Origin of the sequence: Paraburkholderia sp. EG286A, from assembly GCF_040965375.1 — a bacterium.
Classification (GTDB): Bacteria; Pseudomonadota; Gammaproteobacteria; order Burkholderiales; family Burkholderiaceae; genus Paraburkholderia.
Genome location: NZ_JBFRCB010000003.1, coordinates 283715 through 303519, shown reverse-complemented (window position 1 = coordinate 303519; position 19805 = coordinate 283715). Strand labels below are relative to the sequence as shown.

Here is a 19805-nt window from a genome sequence, read left to right as displayed (position 1 = left end):
CGGTTCCAGGCGACGGCTCGCGGTGAGCGTCGGAGTAACGTCGGGTTACGTCGGACCGGAAAGCGTTCGGCGGGAGTCTTTTGTAGCACATCCTTTGCGCGCGATCACACCGCAGCGCAGCATGCGAGACGGCTGAGACGAACGTCTCAGCGTCTCGTGTCGCGCTTTTCAATGCGGGGGAGAGGGGCGTTCAGTCGCCGCTCAGGCAGGCCATGCGGGGCTGTGCGCGTTTCCCTGCGCACGGGCGGTTGGTCGTGCGAGCGGCACGTCTCTCGCGCGAGACGGTGGCTGAGACGCCGCGCGCGACGCTGATCGTGCCGGCGCCACGCCGTGCATTTGCCGCAGACCCCCGTCACGCGGCCTTCTGCGCTATCACCTCGCCTCCTCGACGTCATTGGCATGACGCTTGCAGAGTTGGCTGGCAAAAGCGGCGCACGGCCATGCACGGTGCGACGCCATCAGGAGACAAGACCCGTGACGACGCCCGTGACCGTAGGCGTGATCGCGAACCCCGCATCGGGCCGCGACATCCGCCGTCTCACTTCGCATGCATCTGTCTTTCCCACGGCCGAGAAGGCGAACATGGTCGTGCGCCTGCTCGCGGGCCTGGGTGCGCTCGGCGTGGCGCGCGTGCTCACGTTGCGCGACAACACCGGCGTGGCCGCGCTGCTCCTGCGCGCGATCGAGACGCACGCGGCCATTGCCGCGCATGAGCCCTGGCCCGAGGTCGTGTTCGTCGACCTGCCGGTGAGCGAAAGCGTTGCCGATACGCACGCCGGCGTCGATCACATGGTGCGTGAGGAGGTCGCGTTGATCGCCGTGCTGGGCGGCGACGGCACCCATCGCGCCGTCGCGGCGCATTGCGGCGCGACGCCGCTGCTCGCGCTCTCCACCGGCACCAACAACGCCTTTCCCGAACTGCGCGAGGCTACCGTGGCGGGCCTCGCGGGCGCGCTCGTCGCGACCGGCGCGGTGCCGGCCGGGTCGGCGCTCTCGCGCAACAAGCGGCTCGTCGCGCGCTGCGTGGAAGGGCCGTCGCGCGGGCGCGAAGAAGTTGCGCTCGTCGACATTTGCGTGGCGCGTCAGCCGTTCATCGGTGCGCGTGCGATTTCAGAAAGTTCGGATATCGAATCACTTTTTCTGACCTTTGCGCCGCCCGACGGCATCGGTCTCTCGTCGATCGGCGGGGCGTGGGCGCCGGTCGGGCGCGATGCGGCGCACGGCCTGCATATGACGTTCGCCCAGGCGGGCGCGCCCGAGGGCAGCGGCGCGGGCGTGCCGTTGCTCGCGCCGATTGCGCCGGGCCGCGTCGAGCGCCTGACGATGCGCACCTGCCAGCGTCTCGAAGTCGGCGTGGCGCTGCCGCTCGAAGCCGACCACGGCACGCTCGCGTTCGACGGCGAGCGCGAGATCGAACCGGCGCGCGGCGACCGCTACGAAGTGACGCTCGACTGGCACGGCCCGCTGACCGTCGATGTTGCGCGCACGCTGCGCTACGCGGCGTCGCATCAGTTGCTGCGCGAGGCCGCCGCGCGCGCATAGATCTGGCTTGCTTCCTCCACGCATAACCGAAACAAGGAGACATTGGCATGGACACACCGTTGAAAGGCCAGGTCGCGATCGTGACCGGCGGCGCGCGCGGCATCGGCCGCGGCATAGCGCTCACGCTCGCGCAGGCCGGCGCGGACGTGCTGCTCGCGGATCTGCTGGAAGAACCGCTTGCCGCGACTGCGGATGAAATACGGGCGCTGGGCAGACGCGCCGCGTTTGCCAAAGTCGACGTCACCCAGGCCGTTCAGCTCGAAGGCATGGTCTCGCAGGCGCTCTCGGAATTCGGCGGCTTCGATATTCTCGTGAACTGCGCCGGCGTGATTTCCATTAGTCCGGTATCCGAATTGACGGAGCGGGACTGGGACTTCGTCATGGGCGTCAATGCGAAAGGCGTGTTCCTCGGCTGCAAGGCTGCATTGCCGCATTTCCGCACGCAAAAACGCGGACGGATCATCAACGTCGCTTCGATTGCGGGCAAGGAAGGGTTCCCCAATCTCGCGCACTACAGCGCCTCGAAATTCGCCGTGGTCGGCTTCACCAATGCGCTCGCCAAGGAGGTTGCGCGCGAGGGCATCACGGTGAATGCAATTTGTCCCGGGATCGTGCGCACGTATATGTGGGACCGGCTCTCCGACGAATGGAAGACCGAAGGCGAAAGCGTCGAAGAGTCCTGGCAGCGCCATCAGCTCACGCTGATCCCGCAGGGCCGCGCGCAAACGCCGGAGGACATGGGGCGGCTCGCCCTGTTCTTCGCGACGATGGACAACGTCACGGGCCAGTCGGTGAACGTCGACGGCGGTTTCACCTTTCACTAGGAGCAGTGGCATTTCCCCGCAGCAAGCTAATCCAGAGCGGTACAAGCGTCGTACACCCAGGAGACAACCATGTCAGTTCAGTTGAACAAGGAGCAGTTGCTCACCGCGTATCGCTCGATGCGCACGATTCGCGAGTTCGAGGAACGCTTGCACGTCGAGTTCGCGACCGGCGAAATTCCAGGCTTCGTGCACCTGTACGCGGGCGAGGAGGCCTCCGCAGTCGGCACGATGAGCCATCTGAACGATAGCGACTACGTCGCCACCACGCACCGCGGCCACGGCCACTGCATCGCCAAGGGCGTGGACGTGCGCGAGATGATGGCCGAGATCTATGGCCGGGCCACGGGGTCGTGCCGGGGCAAAGGCGGCTCGATGCATATCGCCGATCTGTCGAAGGGCATGCTGGGCGCCAACGGCATTGTCGGCGCCGGCGGTCCGCTCACGTGCGGGGCCGCGCTCGCCGCCAAGCAGAAGAAGACCGGTGGCGTGGGCGTGTGCTTCTTCGGTGACGGCGCGTCGAACCAGGGGGTGATCTTCGAGTCGATGAATCTCGCCTCCGTGTGGCGCTTGCCGGTGATCTTCGTCGCGGAAAACAACGGCTACGCCGAGGCGACCTCGTCCACATGGTCGGTCGCGGCCGACAACATTGCCGACCGCGCGAACGGCTTCGGCATGCCGGGCGTGATCGTCGACGGCTTCGACTTTTTCGCCGTGCACGAGGCGCTGGGCGAAGCCATTGCCCGCGCACGCAGCGGCGGCGGCCCGACGCTCGTGGAGATGAAGCTCTCGCGCTATTTCGGCCACTTCGAAGGCGACGCGCAAACCTACCGCGCCCCTGGCGAAGTGCAGAAGCTGCGCGAAGAGAAGGACTGTCTCACGCGCTTCGAGGAGCGCGTGGTGCGCGCCGAGCTCGCGAGCAGCGACGATCTGCGCAAGGTGGACGCCGAAGTGAAGCAGCTGATCGACGATGCCGTGTCGCAGGCCAAGGCCGCGCCGCTGCCGCCGGCCGAGGCGCTGCTCACGGACGTGTACGTGTCGTACCCTTAAGCGCTGCGCGCTCAGGTCATCAGGATTCCAGATCAAGGAGACGGAAATGGCACGGAAAATCACCTATTCGCAGGCCATCAACGAAGCGCTTGCCCAGGAGATGGGCCGCGACGAGAGCGTGATCGTGATGGGCGAGGACAACGCGGGCGGCGCGGGCGCGCCAGGCGAGCAGGACGCGTGGGGCGGCGTGCTCGGCGTGACGAAGGGCCTTTACGGCAAGTTCCCCGGGCGCGTGCTCGATACGCCGCTCTCGGAAGGCGGCTTTATCGGCACCGCAGTGGGCGCGGCGGCGTGCGGCATGCGGCCGGTCGCGGAGTTGATGTTCATCGATTTCATGGGCGTGTGCTTCGACCAGATCTTCAACCAGGCGGCGAAGTTCCGCTACATGTTCGGCGGCAAGGCGGTCACGCCGGTCGTGATTCGCACCATGTATGGCGCGGGCTTGCGCGCGGCGGCGCAGCACTCGCAGATGCTTACCTCGCTCTTCACGCATATTCCGGGGCTGAAGGTCGTGTGCCCGGCCACGCCCTATGACGCCAAGGGCCTCATGATCGAGGCGATTCGCGACAACGACCCCGTGATCTTCTGCGAGCACAAGCTGCTCTACACGATGGAAGGCGACGTTCCGGAGGAATCCTATACGATTCCGTTCGGCGAGGCCAACATCGTGCGCGATGGCGACGACGTCACGATCGTCACGTATGGACGGATGGTGCACTACGCGCTCGACGCGGCGCAAAAGCTCGCGAAAGACGGCATCGAGGCGGATGTAATCGACTTGCGCACGACTTCGCCGCTCGACGAGGAAACGATCCTCGAAAGCGCGCGCCGCACGGGCCGGGTCGTGGTCGTGGACGAAGCCAATCCGCGCTGCTCGATCGCGACCGACATTGCCGCACTCGTTGGCCAGAAGGCGTTCAAGGAGCTGAAGGCCCCGGTCGGCATGGTCACCGCGCCGCATACGCCGGTGCCGTTCGCGGCATCGCTCGAAGACCTCTATATCCCCTCGGCGGAGAAGATCGCCGAAGCCGCGCGCGCAGCAAGGAGCTGAAGTCATGCCGATTCACATGATCACGATGCCCAAATGGGGCCTGTCGATGGAGCAGGGCCAGGTGAACGGCTGGCTCAAGTCGCCCGGCGACAAGGTCACCAAGGGCGATGAATTGCTCGACGTGGAGTCCGACAAGATCGCGTCGGGCGTCGAGTGCGCGTTCGAGGGCGTGTTGCGGCGGCAGATCGCGCAGGAGGGCGACACGTTGCCCGTGGGCGCGCTGCTCGGTGTCGTCGCCGATGCCGAAGCGGCCGACGCGGATGTCGATGCCGCGGTGGCCGAGTTCCAGCGCGATTTCGTGCCTGCGCAGGCCGGCGACGCCGACGCGGGACCGCAGCCGGAGAAGTCGCAAATCGGCGGCCGGACCGTGCGCTACCTGAAGCAGGGCGAAGGCGCGGGCGTGCCTGTCGTGCTGATCCACGGCTTCGGCGGCGATCTCAACAACTGGCTCTTCAACCACACCGATCTCGCGGCGGAGCGCACCGTCTGGGCGCTCGATCTGCCGGGTCATGGCGAATCGGGCAAGGCGCTCGAGAGCGGGAGCCTCGACGAGCTTGCGCAAAGCGTGATCGCTTTCCTCGACGCACAGAAGATCGAACGCGCGCATCTCGTTGGGCACTCGCTGGGCGGTGCGGTGGCCATGGCGGTGGCCGAGCAGGCGCCCGGGCGCGTGGCGTCCCTCGCGCTGATTTCGAGTGCGGGCCTCGGCAGCGAGATCGATGGGGCGTATATCGAGGGCTTCGTCGCGGCGGGCAATCGCAACGCGCTCAAGCCGCACGTGACGAAGCTGTTCGCCGATCCCGCGCTGGTCACGCGCCAGCTCGTCGAGGATCTCGTGAAGTACAAGCGGCTCGAAGGCGTGCAGGCCGCACTCGGCAAGATTGCCGGGCAGGCGTTCGAAGCCGGCGCGCAGCGGCGTGTGTTCCGCGAGCGTGTGGCGACGCTTGCGCCGCGCGCGCTCGTGATCTGGGGCGAGGCCGACCAGATCATACCGGCGCGCCATGCGCAAGGGTTGCCGTCGCCGGTGCGCGTGGCGGTGATCGCGGGCAAGGGGCATATGGTGCAGATGGAGGCGGCGCAGGAGGTCAATCGCCTGCTCAAGGCCTTCTTCGACGAAGGAGCCTGAGCATGGAGGCCGCCACGTCTGGAACGCCCCGTTCGTCGAGTACGGCGCTGGGTCAGGAGGGCCTGCGCAGCCGCGAGAAGCTCGCGCGGATTCCGGTGAAGATCGTGCCGCCTGCCGGCGCCGACGCGGTCTTGCCGAAGCCGCCCTGGCTGCGCGCCCGTCCGCTCATGAGCGAGACCGTAGCGGGCGTGGCGGCCGTACTGCGCGAGCATCGGCTTCATTCGGTGTGCGAAGAAGCGATGTGCCCGAACATCGGCGAATGCTTCGCGCAGCGCACCGCGACCTTCATGATCATGGGCGGGCTGTGCACGCGGCGCTGGGCTTGCGTCACGTCGTCATCACCTCGGTCGATCGCGACGACTTGCGCGACGGCGGCGCGACGCACTTCGCGCGTTGCATTGCGCAGGTGCGCGAGCGCGTGCCGGGGATCGGCGTCGAGGTGCTGACGCCCGATTTCCGCGGCCGTATCGGGCGTGCGCTCGAGGCGCTTTCGTACGCATGGCCCGACGTGTTCAATCACAACATCGAGACCGTGCCCGCGCTGTATCGCGCGGCGCGGCCAGGCGCGGACTATTACGGCTCGCTCGACCTGCTTGCGCGCGCGAAAGCGGCCAACGGCGCGCTCGTCACGAAGTCGGGGCTGATGGTGGGTCTGGGCGAAACCGATGAGGAGTTGCTCGCGACGATGCGCGACTTGCGCGCGCATCGCGTAGAAGTGCTGACGATCGGGCAATATCTCGCGCCGTCGCGGTTTCATCTGCCGGTCAAGCGCTACGTCCATCCCGACGCATTCGCCGCGTTGCGCACGGCGGGGCTGGCAATGGGATTCAGCGAGGTGGTGGCCGGGCCGCTGGTCCGCTCGTCGTATCACGCAGCCCAGACCGTGGAGGCGGCGCGGCAGGCCGAGGCGGGGTGATCTGCGTTTGCAACTAACCGCCTTGCGTCTCCGATGCCAACGGGCTAGGCGCGTTCCCGCACAAAGCGCGTACTCACCCGCGAGAGATAAAACAGGAGTCCAGCACCGGCGATCAGGAGGCTCGCCATGTTGGCGAGCCAGAACCCGCGCGCGCCCGTCGCCCAGGCGGGCATCGTGCCGGTCACGTCGAAGCCCAGGGCGTAGCCGCCGCCGAGGCCTACGCCCCAGAGCGCGAGCGCATAGATGATGGTCGGCACGACCGCGACCTTGTAGGCGCGCAACGCGAAGGCCGTGGTGATCTGCAGGGCGTCGAACACGTGATAGCAGGTGACGATGGCGACGAGCGGCATGGCCGCGATCGCCACGGCGGGGTCCGGCGTATAGCCGCCGATGATGAGCGGCCGCAGCACGAACACGATCGCGCCGTAGCAGCAGGCAATCGCCACGGCCGTCGCTACGCCGTGCCGCGCGAGCGTGCGCGCTTCGGCGGGGCGATTGCCGCCCAGCGCCTGGGCGACGAGCGTCGAGGTCGCCACGCCGATCGAAAGCGGCGTCATGTAGAGCACGGCGCCGATGTTGCCGGCGATCTGATGGCCGGCGAGCGTGGTCGTGCCCATGCGCGCGATGAAGATCGCCATGAACGTGTACGACGTCACTTCGATGAGGTACGAAAGCCCCATCGGAATGCCGAGCTTGAGCAGTTCGGCCTGGCGTTTCCATTCGGGCCAGCAGAAGTGCCTGAAGATTTCGAACGGCGCGAACACGTCCACACGCGTGAAGGCGACGGCCGCGCACAAGGCGAGCGCCCAGTTGATCGAAGTGCTCGCGAGCGCGCAGCCCGGGCCGCCGAGCGCGGGCACGCCGAGGCCGCCGAAGATGAACCACGTGTTGAGCGGCACCTTGAGCATGAGCGCGCCGACCTGCAGAAACATCACGAGGCGCGGCCGCCCCACGGCATTGGCGAGCGAGCTGTAGATGCGAAAGGCCAGCGCCGCGGGCAGCCCGAACGAGAGCAGCCGCAGATAGCCGATGGTGCGCTCGCGCAGCGCCTCGGGCGCGTGCGCGAGGTCGAGCAGCGGGCCGGGAAAGTAGAGGATCGTAAAGCCGATCACCATCAGTACGAGCGCGAGCCAGAACGCCTGGCGCACCTCGAGGCCGATTTCCGTGTCCTTGCGCGCGCCATAGAGCTGCGCCGCAACGGGCTGCAGCGCGCTGAGAATGCCCGTGAGGGCGATATAGACCGAGATGTAGATCGACGAACCCAGGCCGAGCGCGGCGAGATCGAGCGCCGAGTAGCGGCCGACCATCGCGGTGTCGATTACGCCGAACGCGATGATCGCGAGCTGGCCGATCAGAACCGGCCACGCGAGCGCGGCGATGCGCCGGATGTCGCCCGCGAACGTCGTGGTCACCGCGGCCTCAGTCCGGACGCTTGCGCCAGACATGTTTCTTGAGCGGCGGCGTCGGACGGTCGATGCGCACGTACAGGCGGAAGCGTTCGTCGCGGTCGGCGGCGCGGCGGCCTTCCCAGACGAGCTTCCACACGTAGTCCGGCATCGAGCTCGGCTCGCCGTAATCCTGCGTGTCCTGGCGCAGGATCACGTCGCAGTCCTCGTTGAACGCGAAGTGCATCCCGCCGAAGTACGCGAAGGTGGCGATCTGCGCGTCGCCGAGGCGCACGGGCGAGATGCACTGATAGTCGGCGGGCAGGTGCGCGGCGATCTGCTCGGCCACGTCCTTGTAGGTCCGGCTGTAGTTGACGACCGGCAGCCACAGCGTCATGAGCAGCACCCACATCAGCGTGGTGCCGCCGCTCGAGAGCACGACGCTGCGCCACAGCACCTTCGGATGGCGCGCCACGCGCCAGCGCACGAGCACCATCCAGCACACGGTGACGGCCACCGCGCACACGAACGAGAGAATCTTGAACTGCGGCACGAAGCCGGGCGCGAGGCGCGCGAGGTTGCGCGCGAGCGGCGCCGGGAAACCGGTCATGCCCGCGAGCCACACGAGCCACACGAAGGTGCTGAGAATCGTGAAGCTCAGCACCGCGAACCAGTCGATCGCGTTGATCGCGCCGCGCTTGAGCGTGGGCAGCGCGAAGGTCGCGAGCACCGCCAGCGCGGGCAGCACGAGCATGAAGAGCCGGTTCGATTCGTGGCTCTGCACGACCACGAGGATGAGCAGCGGCACGATCACCGACAGCGGAATCGCGATGTGCGGCTTGCGGCGCAGTCCGGCCCAGCTCACGAAGGCCCAGATCGCGAGGGGCCACGCGGGCCAGGTGAAGAGCGGCAGGTTCTTGGCGGCGTAGCGCAGCACGTAGCCAGGGGGGCCTGCGAAAGCGTTGACGTTGGTGTGCGCCCACTGGTTGAGGAACCAGACGGCGTCGTCGGGATACAGGTGCAGCGCCAGCAGCGGCCATGAGGCCGAGACCGCGAGCGCCACGGGCAGGCCCGCCACGAGCAGCCAGCGCGAGCGCGTTTCGGGGGCGATGGCGAGCATGGCGAGCGTGCCGATGAGGAGCGCGCCTACGAGCACCGGGCCGCTGGAAAGCATCACGATGCCGAGCGCGAGGCCCCACCAGAGGGCGCCCTGGACCGGCTTGTCGATGGCGCGCACGACACCGTACAGCAGCATGGCGATGCCTACGAACTGCATGAGCTGCGGCGTGGTTTCGTGGCCGCGCTCCGCGAGGCCGAAGCAGGCCAGCAGAACGAGCAGGGCGCCGTCGCCGAGGGTGCGGCCGTAGTCGCGCGGCTCGGGCTCGCCGCCGAACGCGTACTTGAACGGCTGCACTTCGGGGCGGCGGCCCAGCAGATACGCGCTGTACCAGACGAACGCGCACGCGAGACAGAACAGCACGCCCGTGGCGATGCGCGACGCATTGCTGGCGTCCACCCACGGCGCGAACAGACGGATGCAGGCGGCACCCAGCCAGTAGCCGAGCGGACCGTTCTCGGTCACGTATTTGCCGACAAGATTGGGCAGCAGCCAGTCGTGCGAGGTGCCGCCCGCCATCGTCCACATCACGCCGAAGCCCGCTGCATCCTCGTTCTTCCACGGGTCGCGGCCAAACAGGCCGAACGCCGCGAAGACGATACAGATGGTCAGCAACAGCCAGCGCGGCAGGGCGCTGGTGGCGGAGGCGGTCAGTCGAATGGCTGGCTTCATGCAGTACGAAGGGAGACGGATAAACCGGGCGTGTTCGAGCGCGTGGCTCACACGCGGAGGTCAAGCGGGCATGCGCGGCAGACAGTACACCCGGCCGTGTGCCGCGGAGCAATCCGGCATTCTAGCCGGGCCGGCGACCGCGCGTCACGGCGTTAGCCGCGGGTTAATCCACGGAAACATCTGAAAAGGGGCGGTAAGTCGCACCTGTCTGGCTTCGCGGACGGCGCAACGGTGGCGCAGGCAACAAAAAAGGGCAGCGTATGCTGCCCTTTTTGTGCACGTTCAATGCGGGACCGGCCAGCAGCCGGTGCGGCGCGGCGATTACTTGCCGGCCTTGCCCGAGGCGCGTGCGCCGAACTTCTTGTTGAACTTCTCGACACGGCCTGCCGTGTCCATGATCTTTTGCGTGCCCGTGTAGAACGGATGCGATTCCGACGACACTTCGATCTTGGCGAGCGGGTAGGTCTTGCCCTCGAATTCGGCGGTTTCGCGCGTCTGGATGGTCGAGCGGGTCACGAACTTGAAGTCGTTCGAAACGTCGATGAACAGGACTTCGCGGTAATTCGGGTGAATGCCTTCTTTCATGATTATTCCTTAAATCTGGCGGTAGCCAACCCGCGTGCCTGCAACACCCTGTTGCCGACTTTGCTCGCGCGAGCCACTTACCCAAGGGTCGAAAAACGGCGATTATGCCAGATAATCAGCCGGTTGGCGAATTTTTGAGGCCCCCGCGCGACAGGTTTTAGCCCGGCGGGCCGGCCAGTGCGCCCACGCGCGCCGGATCCTGGCGGTAATAGCGCGCGAGCAGCCGGTAAAGCTCGGGATATTCAGCGTCGAACGCCTTCGGCTTGACGAACAGGGCTTCGCTGCACACCGCGAAGAACTCCGAGGGGTGGTCGGCGGCATAGGGATCGATCAGCGAATCGCGTTCGAAGCGCGCCCAGCGGCGCTCCGGCACGGCGTCCACCTTGTCGCAGAACTGGTCGTAGGCGTTGTCGAACACGTCGGCCCACGCCTGCGCGTCGAGCGGGGCATGCCAGCGCCGAAAGAGGGGCGGATGGCCGTCGGCCTCGCCGCCCAGCATGTCGATCTTGTGTGCGAACTCGTGAATCACGACGTTGTACGCGTCGCTGCCATCGGTCATCTGCGCGTCTTCCCACGAGAGGATCACGGGGCCGCCTTCCCACGCCTCGCCGCTCGCGTCGTGCTCCACCTCGTGGACCACGCCGTCCTCGTCCTCCACGGTCTTGCGGATCACAAATTCGCCCGGATACACGACCACGCCCACCCAGCCCTTGTAGAGGTCGAGTGAAAGATTGAGCACCGGCAGCGACGCCTGCGCGGCGATCGCCACGGTCATCGGGTCGGTCAGTTCGAGATCGTGCGCCGTGGAGAACTCCTTTTGCGCGATGAAAAGGCTCGTCAGCTCGCGCAGGCGCACGAGGTCGGCGGCGTCGAGATGCTTGAGAAAAGGCAGGCCCGCGAGCGTGGCCTGCCAAAGCGCGTCGTCGATCGCGTAGGCGCGCAGCGCCTTTTCGCGGCGGCGCGCGTCGAACCAGTGAGAGAGTTTCGAAAGCATCGCTGGGTGTGGGTTCCCGTGCGTCTGGATGTCGTTCAGTCGATCTGTTTTTGCCACGCGGCGAAGATCCCGCCGCACACCGCCACGCCGATCAGGAAGTAAAACCCGTCGAGCGAACTCAGAAAGCTCGCCTGCTGCGCGACCATGCGGCTCACTTCCGCGAGCGCAAGTCCGTGCGCTTCGCTCGCGGACCGTCCCATCAGTTCGAACGAATGCGTGAGCGCCGCGTAGGTGCTCTGGAACGCCGGGTTGAACGGATTCACGAACTCGGCGAGGCGCGTCTGGTGCTGCGCGAGCCGGTGCTGCTCGACGATGATAACCGTGGCCGTGGCGAACGATATCGTCAACTGCCGGACGATGTTTTTCAAGCGGTAACCGTGCGTGAATTCTTCGATCGCGAAGATGCGGAAAGTGAGATTGGCGACGGGCAGCACGATGAAGAGCAGCAGCAGGCCACGCAGCAGCAGCGGCGGGATGAGCCAGGCTTCGCTCGCCTGCGGCGTGAGCCGCGTCATCCAGAACGAGATGAACGCCGACAGCACGAAGCCGGGCACGATGATCCACTTCTTGTGCGTAATGAGCTTCGCGTAGCGGAAATAGAAAAAGAGCGCGCCGGCCGAGATCAGCGACGTGATGCCGGTGAGGCGGCCGGCGTTTTCGACGGGGTAGTTGAAGCCGCCTTCGAGCAGCCGCGAAACGAGGTAGCTGAGCGCCGTGCTCAGGTAGTAGTAGACCATGTAGAGCAGCAGGCCCACCTGAAACGGCTTCTCGCGCAGCGCGTGCAGGCGCATGAGCGGCTTGGGATGATGCCACTGGTGCCAGCCGAACCAGGCGAGCGCCGTGATCCCGACGAGCGTGAGCAGAATGATTTCCGGCGACGCGCTGAACAGTTCGAAGCGCACCTGCTGCATGGCGATTTGCAGCGCGCCCTGCGCAAACGCGAAGATGAGGTACGGCCAGAAATGCGCCTCGCCGCGCTCCTCGGGCAGCAGGTGGCCCGTATCGGGCAGCGCGAGCAGGGCCAGCACGGCATAGAGGACGCCGGCGGGCGCGGAAAACGCGAACAGGGCGCGCCAGTCGAAATGCGCGACGAGTTGGCCGCCCACGAGCGGTGCGAGCGCACTGGAGAGCACGATGAGAATGAGGAACGCGCGTGTCGCGACCGGCCGCTGCTGGGGCGTAAAGCTGATCTGGATGAGGATGCGGCAGGTGCCCATCATCGGGCCAATGAAGTAGCCCTGAAAGCCGCGCGCGAAGGCCAGCTCGATCGACGATTCGCACAGTGCAGCCGCGATCGCGCCGACGGCATAGAGCAGCAGGCAGCTGCCCACGTAGCGGCGGTAACCCATGCGCTCCACCCACCATTGCTGCTGCAGGATGCCCAGAACGGCGCACACGGCGTAGGCGCTCGACGACCAGACGAGCTCGTCGGGCGAAGCGTTGATGCCGCCCGCGATATGGCTCGTGAAGAACGAGAAGATCGCGTTGTCGTAGTAGTCGAGACCGGTCGCGAGGGCGAGCACCCACGGGAAAAAATCGCCGCGCAGGCGCGCCGCGCTGAAGAGCGGCTCGCGGGGCTGGGCCGTGCTCATGCCGGTTCGTCGTCCTCGCGTGCCTTGCCCGAGGGCTCCACCGGCTTGCTGCCCGAAGTCCCCGCGGCCGCCTTGCGGCGCCGCGTGGCGGCGAGGCGCTGCTCGATCAGCTGATCGGACGGCTCCCCCGCGAGGCGCCGCTGGAGGTAGTCGAGGTCGTCGGCAAGCTCCGCGCGCACCGTCTGCGCTTCCTTCAACTCGCGGCGCACGGCCGCGATGCGCGTGTCCAGCGTCTCGATCTGCTGCGCGAGCGCGTCGGCAATCTGCTGGAGCGACTCCTGCGAATAGCGCCGGCGGCCCTCGCCGACCTGTTCGAGCGGCCGCTTGAGCATTTCGGTGATGCCGTGCAGCGAAAAGCCGAGCGCGCGCAGCCGCAGGATGCGCGAGAACTGCTCGAGGTCGTGCTCGTCGTAGAGCCGGTAGCGGCCTTCGCTGCGCGCGGGGCTAACGAGCCCGCGTTCCTCGTAATACTTGAGCGTGCGCGGCGTGACGTTCAGGCGCTCGGCGGCGTCGCGCACCGTGAGCAGCGCGGGGGAATCCTTGGGCATGAGGCACTCTTTTTTCGCCGTGGGGCGACCAGGATATGCCGCGCATTATAGTTCAACGTGAACGTTCACGTACAGGTTGTGGCGTGCAGCGATCCGATGCCGGAAAAGAAAAACGCCCGCGAAGTCGCGGGCGTTTTGCGGTGATGCGAGCGGGCGAGGGCCTTAGCCGCCGCGGCGCATCATGTCGAAGAACTCGGAGTTGTTCTTCGTCTGGCGAATCTTGTCGAGCAGGAATTCCATGGCCTCGACTTCGTCCATGTCGTGGATGAACTTGCGCAGTACCCAGATCTTCTGGAGGATGTCCGGCTTGATCAGCAGCTCTTCGCGGCGGGTGCCCGACTTGTTCAGGTTGATCGACGGGTAGACGCGCTTTTCCGCGAGACGGCGCTCGAGGTGCACTTCCATGTTGCCGGTGCCCTTGAACTCTTCGTAGATCACGTCGTCCATGCGGCTGCCGGTTTCGATCAGCGCCGTGCCGATGATGGTGAGCGAGCCGCCTTCTTCGATGTTACGTGCCGCGCCGAAGAAGCGCTTCGGACGTTGCAGCGCGTTGGCGTCCACACCGCCCGTGAGCACCTTGCCCGATGCGGGCACAACGGTGTTGTAGGCGCGCGCGAGACGCGTGATCGAGTCGAGCAGAATCACGACGTCGTGCTTCATTTCGACGAGGCGCTTGGCCTTCTCGATCACCATTTCGGCGACCTGCACGTGACGCGCCGCCGGTTCGTCGAAGGTCGAAGCGATCACTTCGCCCGCCACCGAGCGCTGCATTTCGGTCACTTCTTCCGGGCGCTCGTCGATCAGCAGCACGAACAGGACCACGTCGGGGTGGTTCTGCTTGATGGCGTGCGCGATGTGCTGGAGCATCACGGTCTTGCCGGACTTGGGCGAGGCGACCAGCAGGCCGCGCTGACCCTTGCCGATGGGCGCGATCATGTCGATGATGCGGCCCGTCACGTTCTCCTCACCGCGCATTTCGCGCTCGAGCAGCAGCACCTTGTTCGGGTGCAGCGGCGTGAGGTTCTCGAACATGATCTTGTGCTTCGAGGCCTCCGGCGGCTGGCCGTTGACCTTGTCCACCTTCACGAGCGCGAAATAGCGTTCGCCGTCCTTCGGCGTGCGCACTTCGCCTTCGATCGTGTCGCCGGTGTGCAGGTTGAAGCGGCGGATCTGCGACGGGCTGATATAGATATCGTCCGTGCTGGCGAGATACGAGGTTTCCGGCGAGCGCAAGAAGCCGAAGCCGTCGGGGAGCACTTCGAGCGTGCCGTCACCGAAGATCGTTTCGCCCGTCTTGGCGCGCTTTTTGAGAATCGCGAACATGAGTTCCTGCTTGCGCAGGCGGTTCGCATTTTCGATCTCGAGGCCATTGGCCATCTCGATCAATTCGGACACGTGCAGAGACTTGAGCTCGGAAAGATGCATACGGAGAACCCGTCGGGGAGGAGTGCGACGAAAAGAATGGGGGAAAAGAAGCGAGCGGAACCGCTCAAGGACTTTTGGTTGAAACTTTGCTTCAAGCTTGCTTGAAACTTTTATAAGGGCGCCGGTAGACGCTTTATGAATTCTAGCATAGCACACGCCAGAAACCGTCAGTGAAGACCGACAGCAAGTTTCGGCGTGTTTTTAGGGTGCGTGTTGTCGCGTGACAACACGCACCGTTGCATGGCGCATCCCTTGCTGGCCGGGCGATGCGCCCGGGCGGGGAGGGACGGCCGGCAAGGAACTTACAGGTGGCTGTCCAGGAACGCGGTGAGCTGCGACTTCGACAGCGCGCCGACCTTCTGCGCCGCCACGGCGCCGTTCTTGAAGAGGATCAGCGTGGGGATGCCGCGCACGCCGAACTTCACCGGCGTCGACTGGTGCTCGTCGACGTTGATCTTCGCGACCTGAAGGCGATCGCCGTAATCCTTCGCGACTTCATCGAGAATCGGCGCGATCATCTTGCACGGGCCACACCACTCGGCCCAGAAGTCCAGCAGCACGGGCTTGTCGGATTTCACGACGTCCTGTTCGAACGATGCGTCGCTGATATGCTTGATTTGTTCGCTCATTGTATGAATACCTCTTTCGATTCGAGGCTGAGTAAATTGCTCGCCACGATACACCAAAACTGAAAATTCATCCGGGGCCGCCAGGGCGGCCAGACCGAACCCGAGTCATACGTCCGAATCACACGCCATTCGCACGCAAACCGCGTGGCCCAGCCGATTGCCGACGCCAGTGTAGCCTAAATCCCTATGCGTTGCCGACGGTGATAGTACTCATGCCGCAAGCAGGGTTTCCGTCCTCCAGGCCACATTTGGCGGGACATTCGGGGCGTGGCGCGAGCCTTTTCGCGGGGCCTTTGCGTGCGATTCCTTGTGTTCCTGCACGCTATCTGGAGGCGGTGCGAGCCGTTGCAAGAGGGTATCTTTCCCGGGGCGCACAACGATGCCTGGAGCGGCCCGGCGCGTTTTTTCGCACCGCAGCAGTCGCATTGCCGCGCGACCGATGTTAGAATGCGCCGTGACGGGCCTCCTCGCATGGAGGGGCGGTCAACCTGGTCAGGTCGGGAACGAAGCAGCCACAGCCGTTTTCCGCCAGTGCCGAGGGTCAGGCTCGTCACCTTCCTCTTTTTTTCTCCGCTTTCCCCCAGACACGAGATTCACGCCGCGCAATTGACTGCGCGCCGCGGTGCTTCGTTCGTCGTGTTTGTCACGCCTGTATCGCCGCTCTTTTCGTCGTCCGCAATCGCTGGCTCGCGCCATTGCGCGGCGGGCGCGAGCCGGCCATTGGCCGCCTTTCGATTCATCTGGACGCGCGGGCGTTGCTGATACAATTTCCGGATGACCTATCAAGTTCTCGCACGCAAGTGGCGACCGAAGGATTTCGCTTCGCTCGTCGGACAGGAGCACGTGGTGCGCGCGCTCACGCATGCACTCGACGGCGGCCGCCTGCATCACGCGTACCTCTTCACGGGCACGCGCGGCGTGGGCAAGACGACGCTGTCGCGTATCTTCGCCAAGGCGCTCAACTGTGAGACCGGCGTGACGTCGAAGCCCTGCGGCGTGTGCCGCGCGTGCCGGGAAATCGACGAAGGGCGCTTCGTCGATTATGTCGAGATGGATGCGGCGAGCAATCGCGGCGTGGACGAAATGGCCGCGCTGCTCGAGCGTGCGGTCTACGCGCCGGTCGATGCGCGCTTCAAGGTCTACATGATCGACGAAGTGCACATGCTCACGAACCACGCCTTCAACGCGATGCTGAAGACGCTGGAAGAGCCGCCGCCGCACGTGAAGTTCATCCTCGCGACGACGGACCCGCAGAAGATTCCGGTCACGGTGCTCTCGCGCTGCCTGCAGTTCAATTTGAAGCAGATGCCGGCGGGCAACATCGTCGAGCATCTCACGCACATTCTCGGTGAGGAGAAGGTCGAGTTCGAGGCGCAGGCGCTGCGCCTGCTCGCGCGCGCCGCCGACGGCTCGATGCGCGACGCGCTTTCGCTCACCGACCAGGCCATCGCCTATTCGGCCAACCAGGTCACCGAAGAAGCGGTGCGCGGCATGCTCGGCGCGCTCGATCAAAGCTATCTGATCCGCCTGATCGACGCGCTCGTGGCCGGCGACGGCGCGAACGTGCTCGCCATCGCCGACGAAATGGCGCTGCGCAGCCTGTCGTTCTCCACGGCGCTGCAGGATCTCGCGAGTCTGTTCCATCGCATTGGCTGGGCGCAGTTCGCGCCTTCATCGGTGCTCGACGAGTGGCCCGAAGCCGACGACATCCGCCGTTTCGCGGAAGCGTTGAGCCCGGAGCAGGTCCAGCTTTTCTATCAGATCGCGACCCTCGGCCGCAGCGAACTCGGCCTGGCGCCCGACGAATACGCTGGCTTTACGATGACGCTGCTGCGCATGCTCGCGTTCGAGCCTTCGGTGAGCGCGGGCAGCGTGGGCAGTGCGCCGGCGTCGAAGCCCGCTGCGGCGGGCACGGGCGCGCGCGTGGCGGCTCCGGTAGCGGCGTCGGCGCGCAGTGCGGCGCCTGTCGTTGCGCAGCCGGTCGTGCCGAAGCCGGCAGCGCCGGTGGCGCAGTCGATTGAAGCCGCGCCGGCGAAGGCGCCCGTTGCCGAGCCGCAAGCGAACGCGCCCGCGTCGCTCGCGAGGCCGGCAGCCGAAGCCCCCGTCGTGCCGCCCTGGGAAGATGAAGGCGAGCCTGCGACGAAGGAGGGCGCAGCGCCGCAAGCTGCGCCCGTGGCCCCGGTCGAACCGGCTGCAGCCGCTCCCGGTGCGCCAGAAGAGACGCAACCTGCGGAGAGAGCGGCCGCCGCGCCCGCGCCGCAACTCGAATCTCCTGAGGAACCGGCCGCCGCCGCGTCCGCGCGGGGTGGTGCAAGCGCTGCGCTCGACGTGCTGCGCAGCAAGGGCATGCGCGTTGCCACGGGCCGTCCCGCTGCCGCTGCCGGCGCGGCTGCCCCGGCGCCCGCGCCGAAGGCCGCACCGCGCATGGAAGTGAAGGTGCCGACGCCCGATCCGGCTCGCCGCGCCGCCGCCGCGCAGGAAGCACAAGCGCGCCAACCAGCGCGCAACGCCAACGCGCAGCAAGACGCTTCGGGCGCGCCGCCGTGGGACGATATCCCGCCTGACGACTACGTGCCGCTCGGCGCCGACGACGCGTACTTTGCGCCGCCCGACGACGGTTTCGTGCCCGCCTACGACAGCGAGCCGTCCGCGCCGCGTGCCGCCGCTGCGGTGCCGACGCCGTCGCCGGCCGTGGTCGACGTGAGCAAGCTGCCGCCGGGCATTCCGCTCGATCCGATCGGTTTCGCCGGCGACTGGCCCGCGCTCGCCGCCACGCTTTCGCTCAAGGGCATCTCGTATCAGCTAGCGTTCAACAGCGAGCTGACGGCGCTCGAAGGCACGCTGCTCAAGTTGAGCGTGCCGGTGCCGCAGTACGCCGAAGCCTCGCAGGTGGCGAAGCTCAAGACGGCGCTCGCCGAGCGTCTTGGCAAAACCGTTGAAGTGAGCGTGGAAGTCGGCCCCGCGCGCCGCACGGCGGCCGCGCTCGACGCCGCCGAGCGCGCCCAGCGTCAACGCGAAGCCGAGCGTGAGATCGGCGCCGATCCCTTCGTGCAGCAACTGATTCGCGACTTCGGCGCGAGCATCGTGCCGGGCTCGATCCGGCCGGTCGCGCCGGATGTCGCATCGGGCGGTACACAGGCCGCCCACTGATTTGCGCCGCGCGGCGCGGCAAGCGTCGCGCGCTTGTGAGCGCATCGATTCGAACGACTACGATCCAGAAGGAGCAGTGACTATGTTGAAAGGCCAACTCGCAGGGCTCATGAAGCAAGCCCAGCAGATGCAGGAAAACATGAAGAAGATGCAGGAGCAGCTTGCCCAGATCGAAGTCGAGGGTCAGGCTGGCGCCGGTCTGGTCAAGGTCACGATGACCTGCCGCAACGACGTGCGCCGCGTGTCGATCGACCCGAGCCTGCTCGCGGACGACAAGGACATGCTCGAAGACCTCGTGGCCGCGGCGTTCAACGACGCGGTGCGCAAGGCCGAAGCCACGTCGCAGGAAAAGATGGGCGGCATGACCGCCGGCCTGCCGCTGCCGCCGGGCTTCAAGATGCCGTTCTAAGGAACGTGGCGCGCGCCGCGTCTGCGTGAGGCAGGCGGGCGCCCGCGCGTCCCGCGTGCCGTGCCGCGACTGGCACGGCTGCGCGGGCGTGATGGCGTCGAAAGCAGCAAGCAGCAGCAAGCAGCAGGAAGCACCCAGAAGCCGGTTCCGCTTCAAACCCCGTCGCGCATTTCGCGCTGAATCCGCATGAAACAACCTTCCGCTCTCGCCGCTCTCGTCGAGGCGCTGCGCGTGTTGCCCGGCGTCGGGCCGAAGTCGGCGCAACGCATGGCCTATCACCTGATGCAGCACGACCGCGACGGCGCCGAAAAGCTCGGCAACGCGCTCCTGTTCGCGACCGAGAACCTGAAACACTGCGAGAAGTGCAATACCTTCACCGAAGCTCAGGTGTGCGAAACGTGCCTCGACGAGGAGCGTGACCCTACGCTCTTGTGCGTCGTCGAAACGCCGGCCGACCAGATCATGCTCGAACAGACCATGACGTATCGCGGTTTGTATTTCGTGCTGATGGGGCATCTGAGTCCGCTCGACGGCATCGGTCCGAAAGAGATCCATTTCGACCGGCTCGTGAAACGTGCGTCGGACGGCGTCGTCAAGGAAGTGGTGCTCGCCACCAATTTCACGAATGAGGGCGAGGCGACGGCCCATTATCTCGGCCAGACACTCAAGGCGCGCGGACTCGCCGTCACGCGCCTCGCACGCGGCGTGCCGGTGGGCGGCGAACTCGAATATGTCGACGCGGGTACCATCGCGCGGGCCATGCTCGACCGGCGCTCGATGTAGCGTCCCGCCA

The 19805-nt window shown here is 66.2% G+C and carries 16 protein-coding genes, 1 other RNA gene and 1 pseudogene; 10 read left to right on the top strand and 8 right to left on the bottom strand.

What is annotated here, in order from left to right; all coding sequences use genetic code 11:
- The first annotated feature begins 474 nt into the window (after positions 1 to 474).
- From AB4Y35_RS14095 to AB4Y35_RS14070, 6 genes and pseudogenes are all read left to right on the top strand, one after another.
- Positions 475 to 1542, top strand: coding sequence for an ATP-NAD kinase family protein (locus tag AB4Y35_RS14095; protein WP_368704820.1), 1068 nt, complete (start codon positions 475 to 477; stop codon positions 1540 to 1542).
- Between the two features lie 47 nt (positions 1543 to 1589).
- Positions 1590 to 2366, top strand: coding sequence for an SDR family NAD(P)-dependent oxidoreductase (locus AB4Y35_RS14090; RefSeq protein WP_324161946.1), 777 nt, complete (start codon positions 1590 to 1592; stop codon positions 2364 to 2366).
- A 69-nt stretch (positions 2367 to 2435) separates the two neighbouring features.
- Entirely contained in the window at positions 2436 to 3413 is a 978-nt protein-coding gene (locus tag AB4Y35_RS14085; protein WP_368704819.1) for a thiamine pyrophosphate-dependent dehydrogenase E1 component subunit alpha, read from the top strand.
- A 46-nt stretch (positions 3414 to 3459) separates the two neighbouring features.
- Entirely contained in the window at positions 3460 to 4464 is a 1005-nt protein-coding gene (locus AB4Y35_RS14080; protein WP_368704818.1) for an alpha-ketoacid dehydrogenase subunit beta, read from the top strand.
- Positions 4465 to 4468: 4 nt separating this feature from the next.
- Positions 4469 to 5590 carry an acetoin dehydrogenase dihydrolipoyllysine-residue acetyltransferase subunit gene (locus AB4Y35_RS14075; RefSeq protein WP_368704817.1) on the top strand — a complete coding sequence of 374 codons (1122 nt, stop codon included), beginning with the start codon at positions 4469 to 4471 and terminating at the stop codon, positions 5588 to 5590.
- Between the two features lie 2 nt (positions 5591 to 5592).
- Positions 5593 to 6506, top strand: a pseudogene (locus tag AB4Y35_RS14070) (lipoyl synthase).
- Positions 6507 to 6550: 44 nt separating this feature from the next.
- Here the strand turns inward: AB4Y35_RS14070 and AB4Y35_RS14065 are convergent.
- The 8 genes from AB4Y35_RS14065 to trxA all read right to left on the bottom strand — a co-directional run bounded on the left by AB4Y35_RS14065 (position 6551) and on the right by trxA (position 15453).
- Positions 6551 to 7918 (bottom strand): MATE family efflux transporter, encoded by a 1368-nt coding sequence (locus AB4Y35_RS14065; RefSeq protein ID WP_368704816.1) that lies wholly within the window; start codon positions 7916 to 7918, stop codon positions 6551 to 6553.
- 7 nt (positions 7919 to 7925) lie between these two features.
- A complete protein-coding gene (locus AB4Y35_RS14060) occupies positions 7926 to 9680 on the bottom strand; it encodes an ArnT family glycosyltransferase (RefSeq protein ID WP_368704815.1) in 1755 nt (584 codons plus the stop codon).
- A 321-nt stretch (positions 9681 to 10001) separates the two neighbouring features.
- Positions 10002 to 10265, bottom strand: a complete 264-nt coding sequence (locus AB4Y35_RS14055; protein WP_368686356.1) for a type B 50S ribosomal protein L31 — start codon at positions 10263 to 10265, stop codon at positions 10002 to 10004.
- 157 nt (positions 10266 to 10422) lie between these two features.
- Positions 10423 to 11259 (bottom strand): M90 family metallopeptidase, encoded by an 837-nt coding sequence (locus AB4Y35_RS14050; RefSeq protein WP_368704814.1) that lies wholly within the window; start codon positions 11257 to 11259, stop codon positions 10423 to 10425.
- Positions 11260 to 11294: 35 nt separating this feature from the next.
- Positions 11295 to 12851, bottom strand: coding sequence for an MFS transporter (locus AB4Y35_RS14045; RefSeq protein WP_368704813.1), 1557 nt, complete (start codon positions 12849 to 12851; stop codon positions 11295 to 11297).
- The gene (locus AB4Y35_RS14040; protein WP_368704812.1) at positions 12848 to 13399 is read right to left on the bottom strand and encodes a MerR family transcriptional regulator; all 552 of its coding nucleotides are present in this window, start codon (positions 13397 to 13399) and stop codon (positions 12848 to 12850) included. The genes AB4Y35_RS14045 and AB4Y35_RS14040 overlap by 4 nt, the downstream gene beginning before the upstream one ends.
- A gap of 162 nt (positions 13400 to 13561) precedes the next feature.
- The gene (gene rho, locus AB4Y35_RS14035; protein WP_027818379.1) at positions 13562 to 14824 is read right to left on the bottom strand and encodes a transcription termination factor Rho; all 1263 of its coding nucleotides are present in this window, start codon (positions 14822 to 14824) and stop codon (positions 13562 to 13564) included.
- A 302-nt stretch (positions 14825 to 15126) separates the two neighbouring features.
- The gene (trxA, locus tag AB4Y35_RS14030; protein ID WP_027818380.1) at positions 15127 to 15453 is read right to left on the bottom strand and encodes a thioredoxin TrxA; all 327 of its coding nucleotides are present in this window, start codon (positions 15451 to 15453) and stop codon (positions 15127 to 15129) included.
- A gap of 456 nt (positions 15454 to 15909) precedes the next feature.
- On the opposite strand from trxA, the gene ffs reads away from it, so the two are divergent.
- The 4 genes from ffs to recR all read left to right on the top strand — a co-directional run bounded on the left by ffs (position 15910) and on the right by recR (position 19795).
- An RNA gene (gene ffs / locus AB4Y35_RS14025) (signal recognition particle sRNA small type) lies at positions 15910 to 16008 on the top strand.
- Positions 16009 to 16227: 219 nt separating this feature from the next.
- Complete coding sequence (gene dnaX, locus AB4Y35_RS14020) at positions 16228 to 18603, top strand: DNA polymerase III subunit gamma/tau (protein WP_368704811.1); 2376 nt, start codon at positions 16228 to 16230, stop codon at positions 18601 to 18603.
- An 82-nt stretch (positions 18604 to 18685) separates the two neighbouring features.
- Positions 18686 to 19012 (top strand): YbaB/EbfC family nucleoid-associated protein, encoded by a 327-nt coding sequence (locus AB4Y35_RS14015; RefSeq protein WP_028204938.1) that lies wholly within the window; start codon positions 18686 to 18688, stop codon positions 19010 to 19012.
- Between the two features lie 186 nt (positions 19013 to 19198).
- Positions 19199 to 19795, top strand: a complete 597-nt coding sequence (gene recR, locus AB4Y35_RS14010) for a recombination mediator RecR (RefSeq protein ID WP_133184310.1) — start codon at positions 19199 to 19201, stop codon at positions 19793 to 19795.
- Positions 19796 to 19805: the final 10 nt, after the last annotated feature.